The organism is Streptomyces virginiae (assembly GCF_040638905.1).
GTDB lineage: Bacteria > Actinomycetota > Actinomycetes > Streptomycetales > Streptomycetaceae > Streptomyces > Streptomyces virginiae_B.
On record NZ_JBEZYV010000064.1, the window covers coordinates 1 to 16,289 of the forward strand.

The 16,289-nt window shown below is 70.5% G+C and carries 10 protein-coding genes; 4 read left to right on the top strand and 6 right to left on the bottom strand.

Annotation, left to right across the window (positions count from 1 at the left end; all coding sequences use genetic code 11):
• Positions 1–636: 636 nt before the first annotated feature.
• Complete coding sequence (locus tag AB0F82_RS37715; protein WP_362636105.1) at positions 637–1,209, bottom strand: snapalysin family zinc-dependent metalloprotease; 573 nt, start codon at positions 1,207–1,209, stop codon at positions 637–639.
• Between the two features lie 843 nt (positions 1,210–2,052).
• Here AB0F82_RS37715 and AB0F82_RS37720 point away from each other — a divergent pair.
• The 3 genes from AB0F82_RS37720 to AB0F82_RS37730 all read left to right on the top strand — a co-directional run bounded on the left by AB0F82_RS37720 (position 2,053) and on the right by AB0F82_RS37730 (position 5,984).
• Complete coding sequence (locus AB0F82_RS37720; RefSeq protein ID WP_362636108.1) at positions 2,053–2,688, top strand: VOC family protein; 636 nt, start codon at positions 2,053–2,055, stop codon at positions 2,686–2,688.
• A 274-nt stretch (positions 2,689–2,962) separates the two neighbouring features.
• Positions 2,963–4,657, top strand: a complete 1,695-nt coding sequence (locus AB0F82_RS37725) for an alkaline phosphatase D family protein (RefSeq protein WP_362636110.1) — start codon at positions 2,963–2,965, stop codon at positions 4,655–4,657.
• Positions 4,658–5,129: 472 nt separating this feature from the next.
• Complete coding sequence (locus AB0F82_RS37730) at positions 5,130–5,984, top strand: hypothetical protein (RefSeq protein ID WP_362636113.1); 855 nt, start codon at positions 5,130–5,132, stop codon at positions 5,982–5,984.
• A gap of 364 nt (positions 5,985–6,348) precedes the next feature.
• Here AB0F82_RS37730 and AB0F82_RS37735 read toward each other — a convergent pair whose 3' ends face one another.
• Positions 6,349–6,879 (bottom strand): MarR family winged helix-turn-helix transcriptional regulator, encoded by a 531-nt coding sequence (locus AB0F82_RS37735; protein ID WP_362636116.1) that lies wholly within the window; start codon positions 6,877–6,879, stop codon positions 6,349–6,351.
• 97 nt (positions 6,880–6,976) lie between these two features.
• On the opposite strand from AB0F82_RS37735, the gene AB0F82_RS37740 reads away from it, so the two are divergent.
• Complete coding sequence (locus AB0F82_RS37740) at positions 6,977–8,287, top strand: SgcJ/EcaC family oxidoreductase (RefSeq protein ID WP_362636119.1); 1,311 nt, start codon at positions 6,977–6,979, stop codon at positions 8,285–8,287.
• Positions 8,288–8,817: 530 nt separating this feature from the next.
• Here the strand turns inward: AB0F82_RS37740 and AB0F82_RS37745 are convergent.
• From AB0F82_RS37745 to AB0F82_RS37760, 4 genes are all read right to left on the bottom strand, one after another.
• The gene (locus AB0F82_RS37745) at positions 8,818–9,261 is read right to left on the bottom strand and encodes a hypothetical protein (protein ID WP_362636122.1); all 444 of its coding nucleotides are present in this window, start codon (positions 9,259–9,261) and stop codon (positions 8,818–8,820) included.
• A gap of 34 nt (positions 9,262–9,295) precedes the next feature.
• Positions 9,296–10,162, bottom strand: a complete 867-nt coding sequence (locus AB0F82_RS37750) for an ArsR/SmtB family transcription factor (protein WP_362636125.1) — start codon at positions 10,160–10,162, stop codon at positions 9,296–9,298.
• Positions 10,163–11,229: 1,067 nt separating this feature from the next.
• On the bottom strand, positions 11,230–13,635 hold the full coding sequence (locus tag AB0F82_RS37755) for a SpoIIE family protein phosphatase (protein ID WP_436842262.1): 2,406 nt from the start codon (positions 13,633–13,635) through the stop codon (positions 11,230–11,232).
• 109 nt (positions 13,636–13,744) lie between these two features.
• The coding region (locus tag AB0F82_RS37760) for an ATP-binding protein (protein WP_362636128.1) at positions 13,745–16,289 on the bottom strand (2,545 nt) is incomplete at its 5' end.

Below are 16,289 nucleotides of genomic sequence, written 5' to 3' on the forward strand. Positions count from 1 at the left end.
CACCAGCTGCGCCTTCGCTCTGTCCTGGCGCGGGGCTACGCCCTGAGCGGGTGGGGGGGGGGCGCCCCCCCCCCCCCCCGCCGGTCGTCCCGGCAACCCCGCCGCACCGACCGGGCAACCGTGTGCACCATCTCGAGTCTGGGCTGGAGCTCATCCCGGAGGTCTTCCGGGTGAAGGAGCGGTGCTGTGCACGGTAGTTGGGTACTGTCTGTCCGTCTGCTGGACCCACGTCAGCCGAGGATCGCGCGCTGGCCGTGCAGAGCCCCATCGAGAGTCGAGGGGAACCTCTGGCAGGACCCTTGTCGGGTGGCTCCGTGATCACCTGGCATCCGCTCCTGAAAGGGCAGATCGTACGGAGCACCGAGTCCCGCTCAGAAGAGAAGCGCCTCCACCGCGGACCTCTCGACCTCTCCGGCCGCCCGGTCTACGACACGATCAGCGACTACCGGATGCCACCTCCCCGGCATCCTGCCGAGCAGCGCAGCCGGATACTCGTACGGCGGGGGTCGATCGACGCCCGCTACCCGCAGCCGAAGCTGCTTCCCGATGGCGGCGCGGCAGTGGGCCGGCACGGCCGCCCTCCGGGAATCCCGTCCCAGCCAGGGCCCCGCACCGGCCCACCCGCCGACTCTCCGATCAGGGGGCGTCGATGAGTATCCGGCCGTCGGTCGGCACGGTTGCAGCGAGCCCGTTCGCGTACGCGTTCTGCACGCGGGACCGCTCCGTCGCGTTGGGCACGGCGTTGGTGCAGGCGGTCCCGGCGCTGGACCCTGACATCAGCTGGGAGCACGGCCCCGGCTTGGTGTCCGGGAGGCCGAGGCTGTGGCCCAGTTCGTGCGCAGCGATGCGCGTCTTGTCGTAACCCTGGCTCACGGCCTGCGCGCCGAGTTCGACTCGGACCTGTCGCCCCGGACGGACCGGGCCGAGGGTGGCTTGCGGCCAGCCGGTGGTGGCCACGATGACGATCTCGGCCCGGGCCCCGGGCGCGGCCTCGACCAGCCGTACGTTACTGACGTTCGCGTTCCAGGAAGCGACCCCGGCCGCGATGGCCGCTTCCCAGCCACCGGCCCGGCTGTCGTCGTAACGGAGTATCACCACCGCTGCGGTGGCGTCCGGTATGGGGGCGGGTGCTGCGGTCGCGGCGGTCGCCGCCGCGAGGACCAGCGCGGCGGTGGAGGTGCCGACTCTTAACCAGGTACCCAGAGACATGGTCGTCTTCCTTCATGCGTGGGGGGACCCGGCCCCTCGGCGGAGCCGGGGCACTGGAGACGCCGCCACCGCCCGCCTGTGGTCCGCGGGTTCGGACAGCCGCCCCTCCGGAGCCCTAAGAAGGTAGCCCCGCACCCCATTAACACGTCATGCACCTGCCAGCCAATTCCCGCAGGCACTCCAGCCGATGCCCGGTCAGTGGGCGGCACCATCCAGGGGCTCGCGCGGCCGCGCTCGGCGAGCGGGCTACGGACGGCCGCGTCGGCGCAGCCATCCGGCCACCGGACGGCCCGGCCGCAGAAACAAGGTGCGAACAGGCACGCCCATGACAGCCGGCCACCTTGGCATCGGCGCCGGCCGGCAGCAGCTCAGTGAACCCGGGACAGCCATGACCACCACCGTTGCACAGCAGGAGCAGGACATCCGTTCCGTCCTGGCTGACGCCCACCTGGTGCCACCGCCGCACCCATTCACACGCCGGGGCGGTGACTGCCCGACAGCGGCGCGCCTACCCGCCGGAACCATGAAGGGGAAACGGGCGACCGAGCTGGAGGAGCTGGGGATCGTGTGGGACACCGCCGACGCCAGCCCCAAGATCAACCCGGCGGCGGCGCGGACCCACTACGAGCTGCACTGAACCCTCGCCGCACCGCGGCACGCCACCGCGCTCGACCAGGCCGTCGACAGCGACTCACCAACGTCCGCCGGCCCGGCGGGCTGGGCAAGGACCCCTCTGGACTCCGAAGGTGCCCTGGCCGGCGACCTGACCGCGGGCCGAGCCGAGGCGGGCGTGGCGTGGCGTGGCGTCGAGATTTGTGCGGGTTGTCGGGTGATGATGGCGCGGTGCGACTTGATCACGTGTCCTATGCGGTGGCCCGCGACAGCTTCGTCTCGACCGTCCAGTGGATCGGATCGGCCCTCGGCGCCGGCTTCGTCGACGGGGGCGTGCACCCGCGGTTCGGCACCCGCAATTTCATTCTCCCGCTGAGCGGCGGCACCTACGTCGAGGTCGTCACCACACTCGACCACCCCGCCGCCGACCGCGCACCCTTCGGCCAGGCGGTCGCGCGCCGCGCCGCCGAGGGCGGCGGCTGGCTCGGTTGGGTGGTCTCCGTCGACGATATCGCCCCGGTCGAGGCCCGCCTCGGCCGCACCTCGGCCGAGGGCCACCGTGTCCGCCCCGACGGGTTCGACCTGAGGTGGAAGCAGATCGGCCTGCTGGAACTGCTGGAGGACCCGCAGCTGCCCTATTTCCTCCAGTGGTTGGTGCCCGTCGAGGAGCGTCCGAGCGCCGACCCGCGCACGTCCACCACCATCCACGGGGTCTCCATCGCCGGCGACGCCGCCTCCATCGCCGAATTCCTCGGCGAACCGGCCGACCACCCCCTCGACCAGATCGACGTCACCTGGGTCGAGGATGAGGAACCCGGCCTGGTCTCGGTCGAGTTCGCCACTGCCCACGGCCCGGTCACGATCTGACCTGGGCCCGACTGCCCGCGGGAGCAGCCGGCTGGGGCCTCCTGCCGGCGCTTGTGTCTTTGATGGGTTGGTCAGCTGACCGGATGTGTCTGCCCGATGAGTGATCACTGATGCGATTTTTCGCGGGCCGTGTCTGATGATGACCCGCTGCTCACCTGTCCGCCAGGCCCAATGGGGGACGGCCGGGCAGCACAACGGCGCCGATTCCGCCGCCGTTCAGTACTGTACGGAGCGGCCGTTCCGTACCATGCGGAGCACCGGAAGGGGACTCGCTATGGCCGGTCTGAGGCTGGGCCCGCTCCTGCGACACGTGGACTGGGAGTCGGGAACGAGCGCAACCGTGTGGGTCGAGACCGACCGGGCGTGCACGGCGGAGGTCCGGTGCCCGGGCGGCGGCGGCGGTTCGGCTCCCACGTTCTGCGTCGTCGGCCACCACTACGCCCTGGTTGTCGTGACCGGGCTCACCCCCGGGTCCGCCACAACGTACGAGGTGTTGCTCGACGGCAAGCGTGTGTGGCCCCTCGCGGACTCGCCCCAGCCGCCCAGCACCATCCACACGCCACCGGTCCCGGCGACGGGCGCGGTGGTCGCCTTCGGCTCGTGCCGGTGGGCGGCACCTGCTGTGGGCGAGCCCGATCCGTTGGGCCCCGATGTCCTCGACACCCTCTCCGCCCGGCTCGCCGCCGACCCGGAAGCCCAGCGTCCGGACGTTCTCCTCCTCCTCGGCGACCAGGTGTACGCGGACGAGACGTCCGCCGACACCCGCGCCTGGATCGCTCAGCATCGGCGCGCCGCCGGCACCGGCTCCACCGCCCCGCCGGACCAGGTCGCCGACTACGAGGAGTACACCCACCTCTACGACGAGTCCTGGGGCGACCCCGAACTACGCTGGCTGCTCTCGACCGTACCCAGCTGCATGATCTTCGACGACCACGACGTCATCGACGACTGGAACACCAGCGCCGCCTGGGCAGCCGACATGCGGGCAACGACCTGGTGGCACGAGCGGATCACCAGCGGCCTGATGTCGTACTGGGTCTACCAGCACCTCGGGAACCTCTCCCCCGCCGAGCTCGCCGAGGACGAGCTGTACGCGGCGGTACTGGCGGCCGACGACGGCACGGAGGTTCTGCGCGCGTTCGCCGAACGCGCCGACGCCGACCCGGCGACGGTGCGCTGGAGCTACCGCAGGGACTTCGGCCGCACCCGGCTGCTGATGGTCGACACCCGGGCCGCGCGCGTGCTGGAGGAGCAGCACCGGGCGATGCTGGACCCCGAGGAGGCGGCCTGGCTGCGGACGCAGGTGTTCGACGACCCCAGCGGCGTCGACCACCTGCTGGTCGGGACCTCGCTCCCGTGGCTGCTGCCCCCGATGGTCCACTTCGCGGAGGGCTGGCACGCGGCGCTCTGCCGGGGCGAACGCGGGCCGCGCTGGGCGCGCTTCGGTGAGTGGCTGCGCCGGCGGGCGGACCTGGAGCACTGGGCGGCGTTCACATCGTCGTTCGAAAGGCTGACGGAGACGGTCGCCGAGGTGGGAAGAGCCGACGCAGCCCCGGCGACGGTGTGCGTGCTCTCCGGGGACGTACACCACGCGTATGTGGCGGAGCCCGTCTGGACCACCGGCCAGCAGCCGCGCTCCCGTGTCTTCCAGTTCACCTGCTCACCGCTGCACAACTCTGTACCGACGGCCATACGGGCCGGATTCCGTTTCGGCTGGAGCCGGTTCGCCAAGGGGATCGGCCATCTCCTCGCCCGCCACGGACGGGTCGCGAGACCGGCGGTCCGGTGGGAGCGCACCGGCGGACCGTGGTTCGGCAACCAGTTGATGACGCTGACACTGCGCGGACGTACAGCGCGGCTGCGGCTCGAAAGGGCCTCGGCGGGTGCCAAGCGGGGGCGCCGCGGGACAGACCGTGCGGGAGCCCGGCTCATCGGCGTCCTCGACCGCAGTCTGACGGACAGAAGTTGAAGCCCGCCGGACGGCTTCGCCCATTTCCTTCTTCGAGGCCCCGCAACGGGGTCATCCGGCCTCTTACAACGACCCCAAGCTTCGCGAGGTGCCCCCTGGACCGGCCGTCCCTGATCCTCCCCGGCGGCGAAGGGACCCCCAGCCGGGCAGGGGGCTGCGACCGGGGCAGTGCGACGGCGACGACCTGATCATGCCGAAGGACGGCTACTGCCACCGCCGCCATCTCGTCCTCGTCCAGCGCGGCCGCCGCCGCGAACGCTTCCGCGTCTGGGTCTGGGTCTGCACCGCGGTCGTCGACCGGTACCCAGCCGAACAGCAGGCGCATGTCCACGATGCCGCGCGTGGACGGGACCTGTCCCGCGCCTCGGCGGCGCCGGAACTTTCGGTTCCTGGCCCCTCGCCGCCGACCTCCACCGGTGGCACCATGAGCCCAGACGGTGCCGACGCTCGGTACCGATTCCCTGGGGTCAACATGAACATTCGGCTCCCGCTCAACCGACTCACCCACTTCTTCGTGACAGCCGCGTTGGGTGCGCTGACCGCCTGCGGCGGCTCCGGCGGGCAATCGCCCCCGCAGGAATCCCCGTCCGTCGTGCCGGGCACGTCCTCGGCGCTCTCCCTGGCTCCGACCTCACCCAGCACGTCCGGTACCACCCCTGGTACGCCCGCACCGACTACCCCCGGGCCCGACGGCGGCACGCCGCCCCTCGGCTCGGCGCTCCTCCAGCCCGTGTGGCCGTTCCCCACGCTCGCCGAAGCCGAAACGTGGCAACGGGAATTCCGCTCCGGGGGTCATCAGCCCTGGCATCTCGACCCGGAGCAGACCGCTCTCTCCTTCACCCAGGGCTACCTCGGCTTCAAGAATGTAGGCCGAGTAACCTCGCGCACCGTCACTGGCCGCGATGCCCGGATCGGCGTGGGCCTGAGCCTGCCCCCGGGCGCCGAGGGCTACAGGAGCACGGTCGCGGTCATCCACCTCGTACGGTACGGCGCCGGCCCGGACGCCCCGTGGGAGGTCGTGGGCACCGACGACACGACGTTCTCGCTGACCACGCCCGCCTACGGATCGGTCGTGCGCTCCCCGGTGCGGACCGGCGGCCGGATCAGCGGTGTGGACGAGAGCATCCGCGTGGACGTGCGCCAGCCCTCCGCCACGGCCCCGATCGGCACCTCCTGCTGCATTCCGGCCGGCGGAAGCGCGCAACCCTGGAATGCGACCGTATCGTTCACCGGCGCCCGTGACCCGGTGCTGACCATCGTCGCGTACACCGGCGGGCACATCTCCGATGTCGAGCGCTTCACGGTCACGGCGGTGCGAACCGGCTGACGCGGGACGCGGCAGAGACCCGGGCCGGTTTCTCGGTGGGGGACGGGCCGGGCCGCTCGCAGAGCGGATGGTCGCCGAGGGCCGGCGAGCATCATTCGGGCGCCGCTCAGGGCGGGCGGTGCCATGGAGCGAGCAGCGGACCTCTCCGGCGACCCGCCAGTCTGCCCCTACGCCGCGTGATCGGCCTGGACGACAGGGTGTGCGACCGCATCCCCGCAAGACGGGGATTGGCACGTTCGGCTTCGTTCAGGGGCAGCGCTTGTCCGCCGGTTCGGGCTGCAGGTGCGGATCTCCGGTGCCGCCGGCCCGCGCCGAGGAGCACAGGCAGGTCGAGACCCTGCCCGGCCCGGGTGCGGCCGGGTGGTTATCGGGGAGAGGGATCTTCGGTGTGGTCGCCGAGGGTGAGCAGGAAGCGGCGCAGCAGGTTGGTGAGTTGGTCGCGTTCGGCGGCGGTGAGCCCGGCGATCTGGCGCTCCTCGCCGATGAGGTGGTGTTCGACGAGGCGGTTGGTCAGCTCCTGGCCGGTGTCGGTCAGGGAGATCAGCACGCGGCGGCGGTGGGCGGGGTCGACGGCCCGTTCGACAAGGCCCTTTTCGACGAGGTGGTCGATGCGGTTGGTGAGTGCCGCGGAGCTGACCATCGCGGCCGAGCTGAGCTCGCCGGCGGTGAGGACGTGCGGGGGTCCGGAACGCAGCAGGGTGGCCAGGACGTCGAACTCCCAGGGTTCGACGCCGTGGACTGCCAGGTTCTCCTTGATCCCGCGCTCGAGCAGGCGTGAGGCGCGGGAGAGGCGGCCGATCAGGGCCATGGGTGAGGTGTCCAGGTCGGGGCGGACCGCGCGCCACTGTGCGGTGATGCGGTCGACACCGTCGTGTTGCGGCTGCTGTTCCGTCATGACGGCAGCCTAACATTTCGGCATGGAAATGTTTGACAGTCCCGACTCCGTCTCCCTATAGTTTCGACATCGAAATTTTCGACGTAGGGTGAATGTCATGAAGGTTCTGCTCACCGGCGCCACTGGCTATATCGGTTCCGCCGTCACCGACCACCTCGTGGCCGCCGGCCACCAGGTGTTCGCGCTCACCCGTCGCACCGATCCGCAGCACGGCCGGGCCTGGCACGCCCAGCTCGTCGGTGACACCGCCGACCCGGTCTCGCTGGCCGGTGCGGTGACACCGGAGATCGAGGCCGTGATTCACCTGGCTCCCCCGAGCGGCGATGCCGACATCGACACCGCTGTCGTCGAGGCGCTCGTCACTCCGCTGCGCGGCACCGGCCGTCCCTTCGTCTACACCAGCGGCGTTTGGGTGCTCGGCGCCACTGGTGAGGCGCAGGAGGTTGCCGAGGAGGCCCCGACCCACCCGATCGACATCGTCGGCTACCGGCCGCGGATCGAGGAGCGGGTGCTGGCCGAGGTCGCCGAGGGCGTGCGCGCGGTCGTGGTCCGGCCTGGCATCGTGTACGGCCGCGGCGGCGGCATCCCCGCCGTCCTGGTCGACCGGGCGCGCCGGCAGGGGGTGCCCGAGTACTACGGCGAGGAGGGCGTGCGCTGGCCGACCGTTCACGTGGACGACCTGGCCGAGCTGTTCGTGGCCGCCGTCGAACGCGCCGAGGCCGGCACCATCTGGCACGGCGTCGGGGATTCGGCCGTTCCGGTCCGTGACATCGCCCGGGCCGCCGGCCGCGCAGCCGGAGTGCTCGCCGCCCCGCACGCGGTGCCGGTGGAGCAGGCCGCCGAGGTCTTCGGCCCGCTCTTCGCGGAGGCGCTCGCCCTCGACCAGAGCGTCAGCGGCGCCGCCGCCCGTGGCGCTCTCGGCTGGCAGCCGGGCCGACCGGGCGTTGTGGCCGAACTGGCATTTGGTTCGTACCGGCCGGTCGAGGTGTTCGGCGCCCACGAGGGCCCGGAGACCGACGCCGAGGTGGCCTCGATCCGCAGTCTGGTGGCGGAGGTCGAGCAGGCTCAGCAGGACGAGCTGGTCGACCGGTTCCTGAGTGTCTTCCGCCCGGAGGACCCGGTGTGGACCACCGGCCACGGCAAGCGTCTGTCGGGCTTCGAGGAGATCGCGACCTTCACCCGCAAGGTGCTGCCCGGCGCCATGGCCGAGTCCACCGCCGTCTACGACGTCGAGCGCGTGCTGTTCCTACGACCCGACGTCGCCGCGGTGAACGTCCGCCAGCAGCCGGTCCACCACGACGGGACCCGGATCGCCGACAGGCCCGAGGGGCGCCCCTTCTACATCCTGGTCAAGGAGGACGGCACCTGGCGCATCGGTGCCGCGCAGAACACCGTCGCGGTCGACTGACGACCTGCGCGACCCATCCGTGGAGGTTGGGGTGCAGCGAGGCCAGTGCCCGGGGTGCCGTGAAGGCGTTGACGCTCCACCCGCGGCCGCGAATGTAGTGGGTGAAGTCCTCGATCGGCGCGCTCCCTGCCGGGCCAGGGCCGCGTTGAGGTGGGGATTGAGACGGCTGCAGGCCGGGGCCGGGGCGGGAAACAGCTCGCGACCAGGGCGGGGGCCCGTCCGGGGTCACCTGTGTCACCGGACGGGCCCTGCACGGCCTTGTCCTCCTCCCCGTGGCCCGGTCGCGGCCCTGGTCCCGCCTCGGCTTTTGTTCGGACTCTCGTGCGGGCTTCCGTCCGGAACTCCGTTTCGGGTTCTCCTCGGAGGTTCTGGCGTCGTCGGGACGGTGGCACGGTGAAGCGCGCCCACCTGCTGGACCAGTAGGGGTTGAGGTGACTGCCGTTCGCAGGCTCACCTGCCCCGGGCGACGGCCGCGCCGCCAGCACCAGGCACGGGCCCCGAACAGCTGCGACCGGGCGCGCCGGCCGGCCTCAGCCGGCGGACCGAGGCCTGGGGATACGCAGGCACTCGAGGTCCTTCAAGTTCCCGTCATCGAGACAGACCCTGACGTACGCGGCGCCGCCGGGCTGGTCCGCGGGAACGACGAAGTTGTAGGACGCGACGGCGCCGCAGGCGATCGGGTAGCCGCCGCCCTGGCCGATCACGGCGCGGTCCCCTTGGAGGGTGTACGCGTACGTGGTCCGGCATGTGAGCGCACTGTCCCTCACTGCGGACCTGTGGTAGCCGACGAGTCGGACCGACCGGTTGTACCAAGTGACGGTCCCCCTGGTCCACGTGGCACCGAAATCGATGTTGAAGTCGCTGGTGGGATAGTCGCTCGCGGTCGCGGCCTGCGCGCCGGCGGCGGGAGCGCCCAACAAAGTGCCCGCAGCCAGCACGACGGAACCGACGGCGGCGGTGAGATGACTCTTCATGCGATCTCCAGGATGGGATGGGCCGGTGGTGGCTTCACATCCTGGGCGGGTCGGCCACCCGCGGCCTACCTCTTAAGTCACGGCTTAAAGGTGCCGGGACGGCAGGCGCGGTGCCTTGCGCACCCGGGCACGACGGTTCCGTCAGCGCACCGGTCAGCAGGGACAGTCCGAGGGGGGTGATGAGGTGCAGCACGGACCCACCTCGGCGGCTGGTGGTGATGAGGTTTGTGTTCCGCAGCACTGTCGCGTGCTGACTGGCCGCTGCGGCGGTGACGTTGAGGCGGCGGGCCAGTTCGCTCGTCGTGCATCCTTCCGCTGTCACCTGCAGGGCGGCCGCTCGCGTGCGGCCGAGCAAAGACTCCAGGTTCCGCACGGCGGAACCATCCGCTTCTGCCGGTCCGGTTCCGGTCAGCGGTCGGCGGAGAGCCGGGACGGTCAGCCGGGGCGGCTGGGCGGTATCGAGGGGGTCCCACAGAAAGCTCACCGGGAGCTTCGAGAAGACGGTGGGCGTGATGAGCAGCCCCCTGCCGCGGAGATGCACCTCGACTCGGCGCGGGTAGGGGGCTTCGAGTACTGGCGGACACCAGCGGACCAGTGGTGCGCACATCGAGCGCAGCAGCAGATCGATGCCTCCCTCCAGCACCAGGTTCGCGCAACGGGTGGACAGCGCGACCAGTTCGGACCGCCCTCGATGCCAGTACGGCTCCACGGTCAGCCGGTGGCAGGCGCGCACGGCCTCGGCGAGCTGACGCAGCGCGTCACGGTCGCCCTCGGACACCCGTCTGGCCCATGGCATGTGCCCGAGGTGGAAGTCGAGACCCTCGAGCTCGCGTCGCAGCCGGGACACCGGGGCGTGCAGCAGGTTGTCCACGGCGTGGTCCAGAGACGGCACGTCTCCCATCAGGGCCAGCAGATCAAGCCCTGGGCCGCGCAGCGGAACCAGGGATGTCAGAGGGCGAGTGTCAGCTCCCATCCGGCCCGCGACCGCTGACCGCCAGGTGCGGAAGTGCGGAAGCTCCCGGTTTTCCCTCAGCAGCTCCAGGCTGTAGTAGACCTCCGCTGCGACACCGATCGTTGCGGCCACCCGGGTCCGGGCAAGGTCTTCCGTCGTGAAATGAATGCGTAACACCGACCGGCCCCCGCAACGGAAGTAAGGCGCGTGAGCGCACCCCAAGCATGCCTCAACCCGCCGCGCAGGCTCCCGCATTTCGATGACGTGGTGAAGGCCGTCGTCGCTGAAGAGCAGAAGCCGGTCCGCTTCCCGCGCGGGCCGACAGCAGCGGCAAGTGCCGTCCTCTCAGAACTGCTGAGACGAAGGGTGTTTGAGAACGGGATGCCGGGTCAGACGCGTACATGTCGGAAGCGCCACCGTGGGGGTTGGGCTTCCGAAGCGGGCCCCGCTCCCGTGACGCCCTTCCCCCTGGCGTCACGGGGCAGGCCCGCCCGCACGACGGGCTGCCGCCCGGATCCGTATGGCATCCGGACGCCCCACACCGGCCCCTTCCCCGGTCAGGGACCGGGCCATCCGGAAGACCCCCGGCGACGGCGCTCGGACCGCCGCCCCCGGGCAACGGAACCGACGGCAGCAGCCCGACACATGGTCAAGAGGGAGCCGGACCAACACCGCTGCGACGTCCTGGGCTGGACCCTCTTCGCCTGCCGTGGCGTCGAACGTGCTGACCTCCCAAGGCCGGTACACCGCGAAAACCGCGGGGCGCGCACGGCCGGGACCGAGAGGAACCCGACCACGTCCAGGGATCACTTCCTGCCCAGAGGCCCCGGTGGTTACACACTGCGCCAGGCCCGCCGCTCCCGCGCCAGCGACATGGGGCCGGACTGAGCCCCAGAGGTGCAGGCATGGGTCCTAGGCCTGGTCTGCGCAGTACGGTGGGGCAGGCGGCAGCGAGCGGCGGCCGCACGGCCGCCGTCTTTGCCGTTTTCCCTCGTCGCCCAGGCAAGGCGGTCCTCTCAGCGGACCTCGATTCCGATGAGGCAGGTGTCGTCGTCGGTATCGGATGCGCTGTACGTCAGCACGCTGTCCAGTCGCTTCTCCAGCGTGTCGGCGGAGCGCGAAGCCACGGTGAGCAGCTGCGCGAGGGAGTCGGTGACGGCGATGTCTCTCCGTTCCACGAGCCCGTCTGTGTACATGAGGAGGATGTCATCGGCTTCGAGCTGCGCCTCCTCCTCCGCGAACGTTGCGTCGGGCAGTGCTCCGAGCAGCAATCCGGCGGTGAGGGGGAACGACTGGGCCTGGGCGCCCCTGACCAGGACGGGTGGCAGATGGCCGGCGCGGGCCCACTGCAGGGTGCGGGTCTTGGGGTCGAAGAGGGCGCAGACGGCGGTGGCGGTGAGGTGGCTGGTGAGGTGGAAGGCGACCCGGTTGAGCCAGGCGAGCAGCTGTGCCGGGCCGGCGCCGGTGACGGCGAGGCCGCGGAGGGCATTGCGCAGCACGACCATGCCGGTGGCGGCCTGGATGCCGTGTCCGGCGACATCGCCCACGCTGAGGAGGACCTTTCCGTTGGGCAGGACCACGGAGTCGTACCAGTCACCGCCGACGAGGGATTCGGATTCGGCCGGCCGGTAGCGCACCGCGATCCGAATGCCGGGTACCTCAAGGGGTGCTGGCGCGGGGGGCATGATGGCGTGTTGCAGTTGGAGGGCGAGGCGGCTGCGGTCGGCGGATTCTGCTTCGGAGTCGGCGAGCTGGTCCCGGGTGGCGGCGAGCGCGACCTCGGTCCAGTGCTGGGACGAGACGTCCTGGCAGGCCCCGCGCACCGAGTAGAGGCGGCCCTGGTCGTCCATGACGGGCTCGGCCACCATGCGGATGTGACGCGTGATGCCGTCGGGCCGCTGGAGGCGGAACTCCACGGATGATTCGCGCTGGCTGTGCAGGAGTGTGCGCAGGAACCGCCCGATGGAGTTGACGTCATGGGCGTGGGCGTGGGCGGCGAGATCCTCGAGGGGGACGGGGGCGGCGGTCATCGGCAGCCCGAACAGGGCGAACAGCTGCTCGTTCCAGCTGATCTCTCCGGTGTGGATGTTCTGTTCGAAGCCGCCGACTCGGCCGAGGCGCTGTGCGTGCTGGAGGAGGTTGGCGAGCCGCGCCTTCTCGTCCTCGATCTTCCAGATGAGGAAGAGGGCCGATCCGTGGCGGCTGATGCGCACGTCGGCGACGGTGGTGAGGGGGACCTCTCCCACGAAGGTGGTCAGTGCGGTACGCAGTACCTGGCAGGCTTCGCCGGTGGCGTAGGTCCTCTCCAGTTTGTCGAAGAGGCCCCCGTCCTCGGCTGCCGCTGGGTAGATCTCGAGGAAGTGGCGGCCGGTGACCATGGAGCGGGGTCGGCCGGCCGGGTCGATGAAACTGTTGTTGACGTGGTGGATGTGGAAGTCGATGAGGCGGGCGTCGGCGTCGAGGACGGGTGCGAGGACGAGGACCGTGTCGTCGAGATGGCCGGCGAGGTCGGTGAGCTCCGCCAGGGCGGCCGGGTGGTGCGCGGCGGCGGAAGCGACCGAGGTGCTGTGCGGGGACTGTTCTTCAAGGGTGTGGGCGCACAGTTCGGCCAGCGCTTCGAGCTGGCGGATGATCTGTACGGGCTGCGGGGGCAGGGGCTGGGGCCAGCCGATTTCCAGGACGCCGTGGATGCGGCCGCCGGTACCTGCGGGGATGACGACGCGGCCGCCGTCGGGGTGTTGTCGCCGCCCGATGGTGGGGAGACTGGCCTGGGAGAGGCTGGTGACGACGGAGAGCTCGCGGTGGGTGAGGGCGAGCCGGGCGCAGGTGGCGACTTCGGGTGGGACATAGCGCCAGCGGTCGGCGTCCTGCGGCGTGAAGCCCGCCTGGCCTGCCAGGGTGAGCGAGGAGTCGGCTCCCGCGACCCAGATCGCGACGCCGTGAGCACCGAGAGGGGCGAGGGCGTTTTCGAGGAGCGCCGCGGCGACGGCCGGGCTGTCACCCGCCGCCAGGACGCGGCTTTCCGCTGCCCGCAGTCGGATGGCCGGTGCCGCCTCAAAAGGCGGTTCGGCCTCGGCTGTCGCGAGGAACTCCTGCGCGACCTCGCTGACGCGATCACGAGCCGCTTGGTTGATGACGTCGACGGCGAGTGCGAGCAGGGTCGTGCCGGACTGTTCGGCGAGCTTGGCGAGCTGCCTCGACGCCTCGACGGGCCCGCAGCCGAGGCGCCCGACGAGAATGCCCTTGGCGAGCTCGACCAGAGCACGGCCGTCGGCTGCGGACTGGGCTTCCAGGGCCTCCTCGCGCAGGCGCTCCACGGTCGCGGCGAGCCGACCGGCCTCCGGGCCTGAGGAAGTGCTCGGCCTGGGGCGCCGCTCCGGCATGGCTTCGCCGTGTACGGCTTTTGCACCTGCGTCGAGCATGGCGTTGTCCCCCGCGGGGCCAGTGGCATGGGAGTGGGTTGCTGCATTTGCGTCAGGAGTGGTGTTCACCGTGTGTGTCGCTATTCCTCCGTAGGTGGCTCAGGGGTGATCAGGCTGGGGTGGTGCCTGACGTCTTCTGGGCCGGCAGCCACCGACGGAGGCGGTTGATGAGGTCGTTGGCGTCGACGGGCTTGGTGACGTAGTCGTTCGCGCCGGAGGCCAGGCTCTTCTCGCGGTCTCCGGGCATGGCTTTCGCCGTGACCGAGATGATCGGCAGATCGGCGAACTCGGGCATACGCCTGATCTCCGCGGTCGCCGCGTAGCCGTCGAGTTCGGGCATCATCACGTCCATCAGAATCAGGTCGATTCCCGGGGTCTCGGTGAGGGTTTCGATGCCCCTGCGGCCGTTCTCGGAGTGCAGGACGTGCATCCCGTGCAGCTCCAGGATGCCGCTGATGGCGTAGAGGTTGCGCGGGTCGTCATCGACGACAAGGACCGACCGGCCGGCGAGGCTGGCGTCGACGACGGCGTGCTCGGGGACAGCAACGTGGCTGTCGGCGTGCACGAGGGTCGGAACGTCACCCGGGCTGTCTGCCGACAGATGCAGGGCGATGCGCTCACGGAGCTCATCCAGGCTGGAGAGCACTTCCAGCGGCAGAGCGGCGGCGCGCTCGGCGACTTCTGCTTGCTGCTCCCTGGTCATGCGCCGATTGTCGTGGGCAAGGACCGGCAGGGAGGCAAGCGCAGCGTCCCCTCCGAGGGCCCGGAGGAAGCGCAGTCCTTCCCCGTCGGATCCGAGTTCGAGAACCACGCAGTGGAAGGGTGCTTGTGCCAGTACGGCTGCCGCGTCCGCCGCGGTGACGGCCGTCACGACCTCGGCGCGGTCGGCCGGCACGGTGACTGCTCGCCCTGCGGTCAGGTCCCCGGCCGCGCTTTCGGCGACCAGACTCAGTAGACCGTTGCTGCGCTGCTCGATGACCAGAATGCGCCGGGGATGACGCTCCTCTTCGAGGACCGCCGGTGCAGCGCCGTCCGACTGCTCAAGCTCCGAGCCGGCAGGCTCCGCGCTTTCGAGGGCGGCCGTTGCCCCTTCGGGGAGTTCGCGTCCTGAGACGGGGAGGTACAGCGTGAAGGTAGAACCCTTGCCGACCTCGCTGCGGGCGGTGACGGCGCCGCCCAGGAGGCGGGCGATCTCCCGGGTGATGGACAGGCCCAGGCCGGTGCCGCCGTACTTGCGGCTGGTGGTGCCGTCGGCCTGCTGGAACGCGGCGAAGATGGCATCCAGCTGCTGCTCGGCGATCCCGATGCCGCTGTCGATCACGCGGAAGGCGACGACGGATCCGGCCTGCGCCAGCTCGTCGGGAAGCTCTGCCGAGGCCGCGGGTTCGATCTTGACGTGAACGCGGCCGTGTTCGGTGAACTTCACCGCATTGGACAGCAGGTTGCGCAGGATCTGCTGGAGGCGCGCGTCGTCAGTGAAGAGGTCCACCGGCACACCGGGGGCGGTCGTGATGTCGAACTCGAGTCCCTTCTGGCTGGTCAGCGGCCGGAAGGAGGCCTCCAGGTAGTTGAGGAGCTGCTTGAGGGAGACCCGCTCCAGGTTCACGTCCATCTTGCCCGCTTCGACCTTCGAGAGGTCCAGGATGTCGTTGATCAGCTGGAGCAGGTCGGAGCCGGCCGAGTGGATGATGCCCGCATACTCCACCTGCTTGGGCGACAGGTTGCGGGTGGGGTTCTGCGCGAGCAGCTGGGCAAGGATCAGGAGGCTGTTGAGCGGGGTGCGCAGCTCGTGGCTCATGTTCGCCAGGAACTCCGACTTGTACTTGGAGGCCAGCGACAACTGCTGCGCCCGGTCCTCCAGTTCCTGCCGGGCCTGTTCGATCTCCAGGTTCTTGGCCTCGATGTCGCTGTTCTGGCTGGCGAGGAGGGCGGCCTTCTCCTCCAGTTCGGCGTTGGAGCGCTGGAGCTCCTCCTGCTGGACCTGGAGTTCCTCCGAGCGGGCCTGGAGCTCTGCCGTGAGCCGCTGGGACTCGCCGAGGAGCTCGTCGGTCCGGGCGTTGGCGACGATCGTGTTGACGTTGACGCCGATGGTCTCCATCAGCCGGCCCAGGAAGTCGCGGTGCACAGGCGTGAACGGGGCGAAGGAGGCGAGCTCGATGACGCCCAGGACCTGATCCTCGACGACGATGGGCAGGACGATCAGGTGGGCCGGCGCGGCTTGCCCGAGCCCGGAGGAGATCAGATAGCCGGCCGGCACGTTGTCGGTGGTCAGGATGCGGCGGCTGCGCGCCGCCTGCCCCACCAGCGTCTCCCCGTGCCGCACCCGCGTGGCGGCGGGGCTTTCCAACGGCCGTCCGAAGGAGCCGATCAGCGTGAGCCCCGCCTGGCCGTCGATCTCCTCGCCGAGGTAGAAGGCGCCGTAGCTGGCGCCGACGAGGGGGGTGAGTTCGTCCATGACGAGTTCGGCGACGACGGCGAGGTCGCGGTGGCCCTGCATCAGGCCGGAGATCTGGGCGAGGTTGGACTTGAGCCAGTCCTGCTCCTGGTTGGCGCGCGTGGTCTCGCGCAGCGAGCCGACCATGGAGTTGATGTTGTCCTTGAGTTCGGCGACCTCTCCGGAGGCGTCGACCGTGATCGAGCGGGTCAGGTCGCCC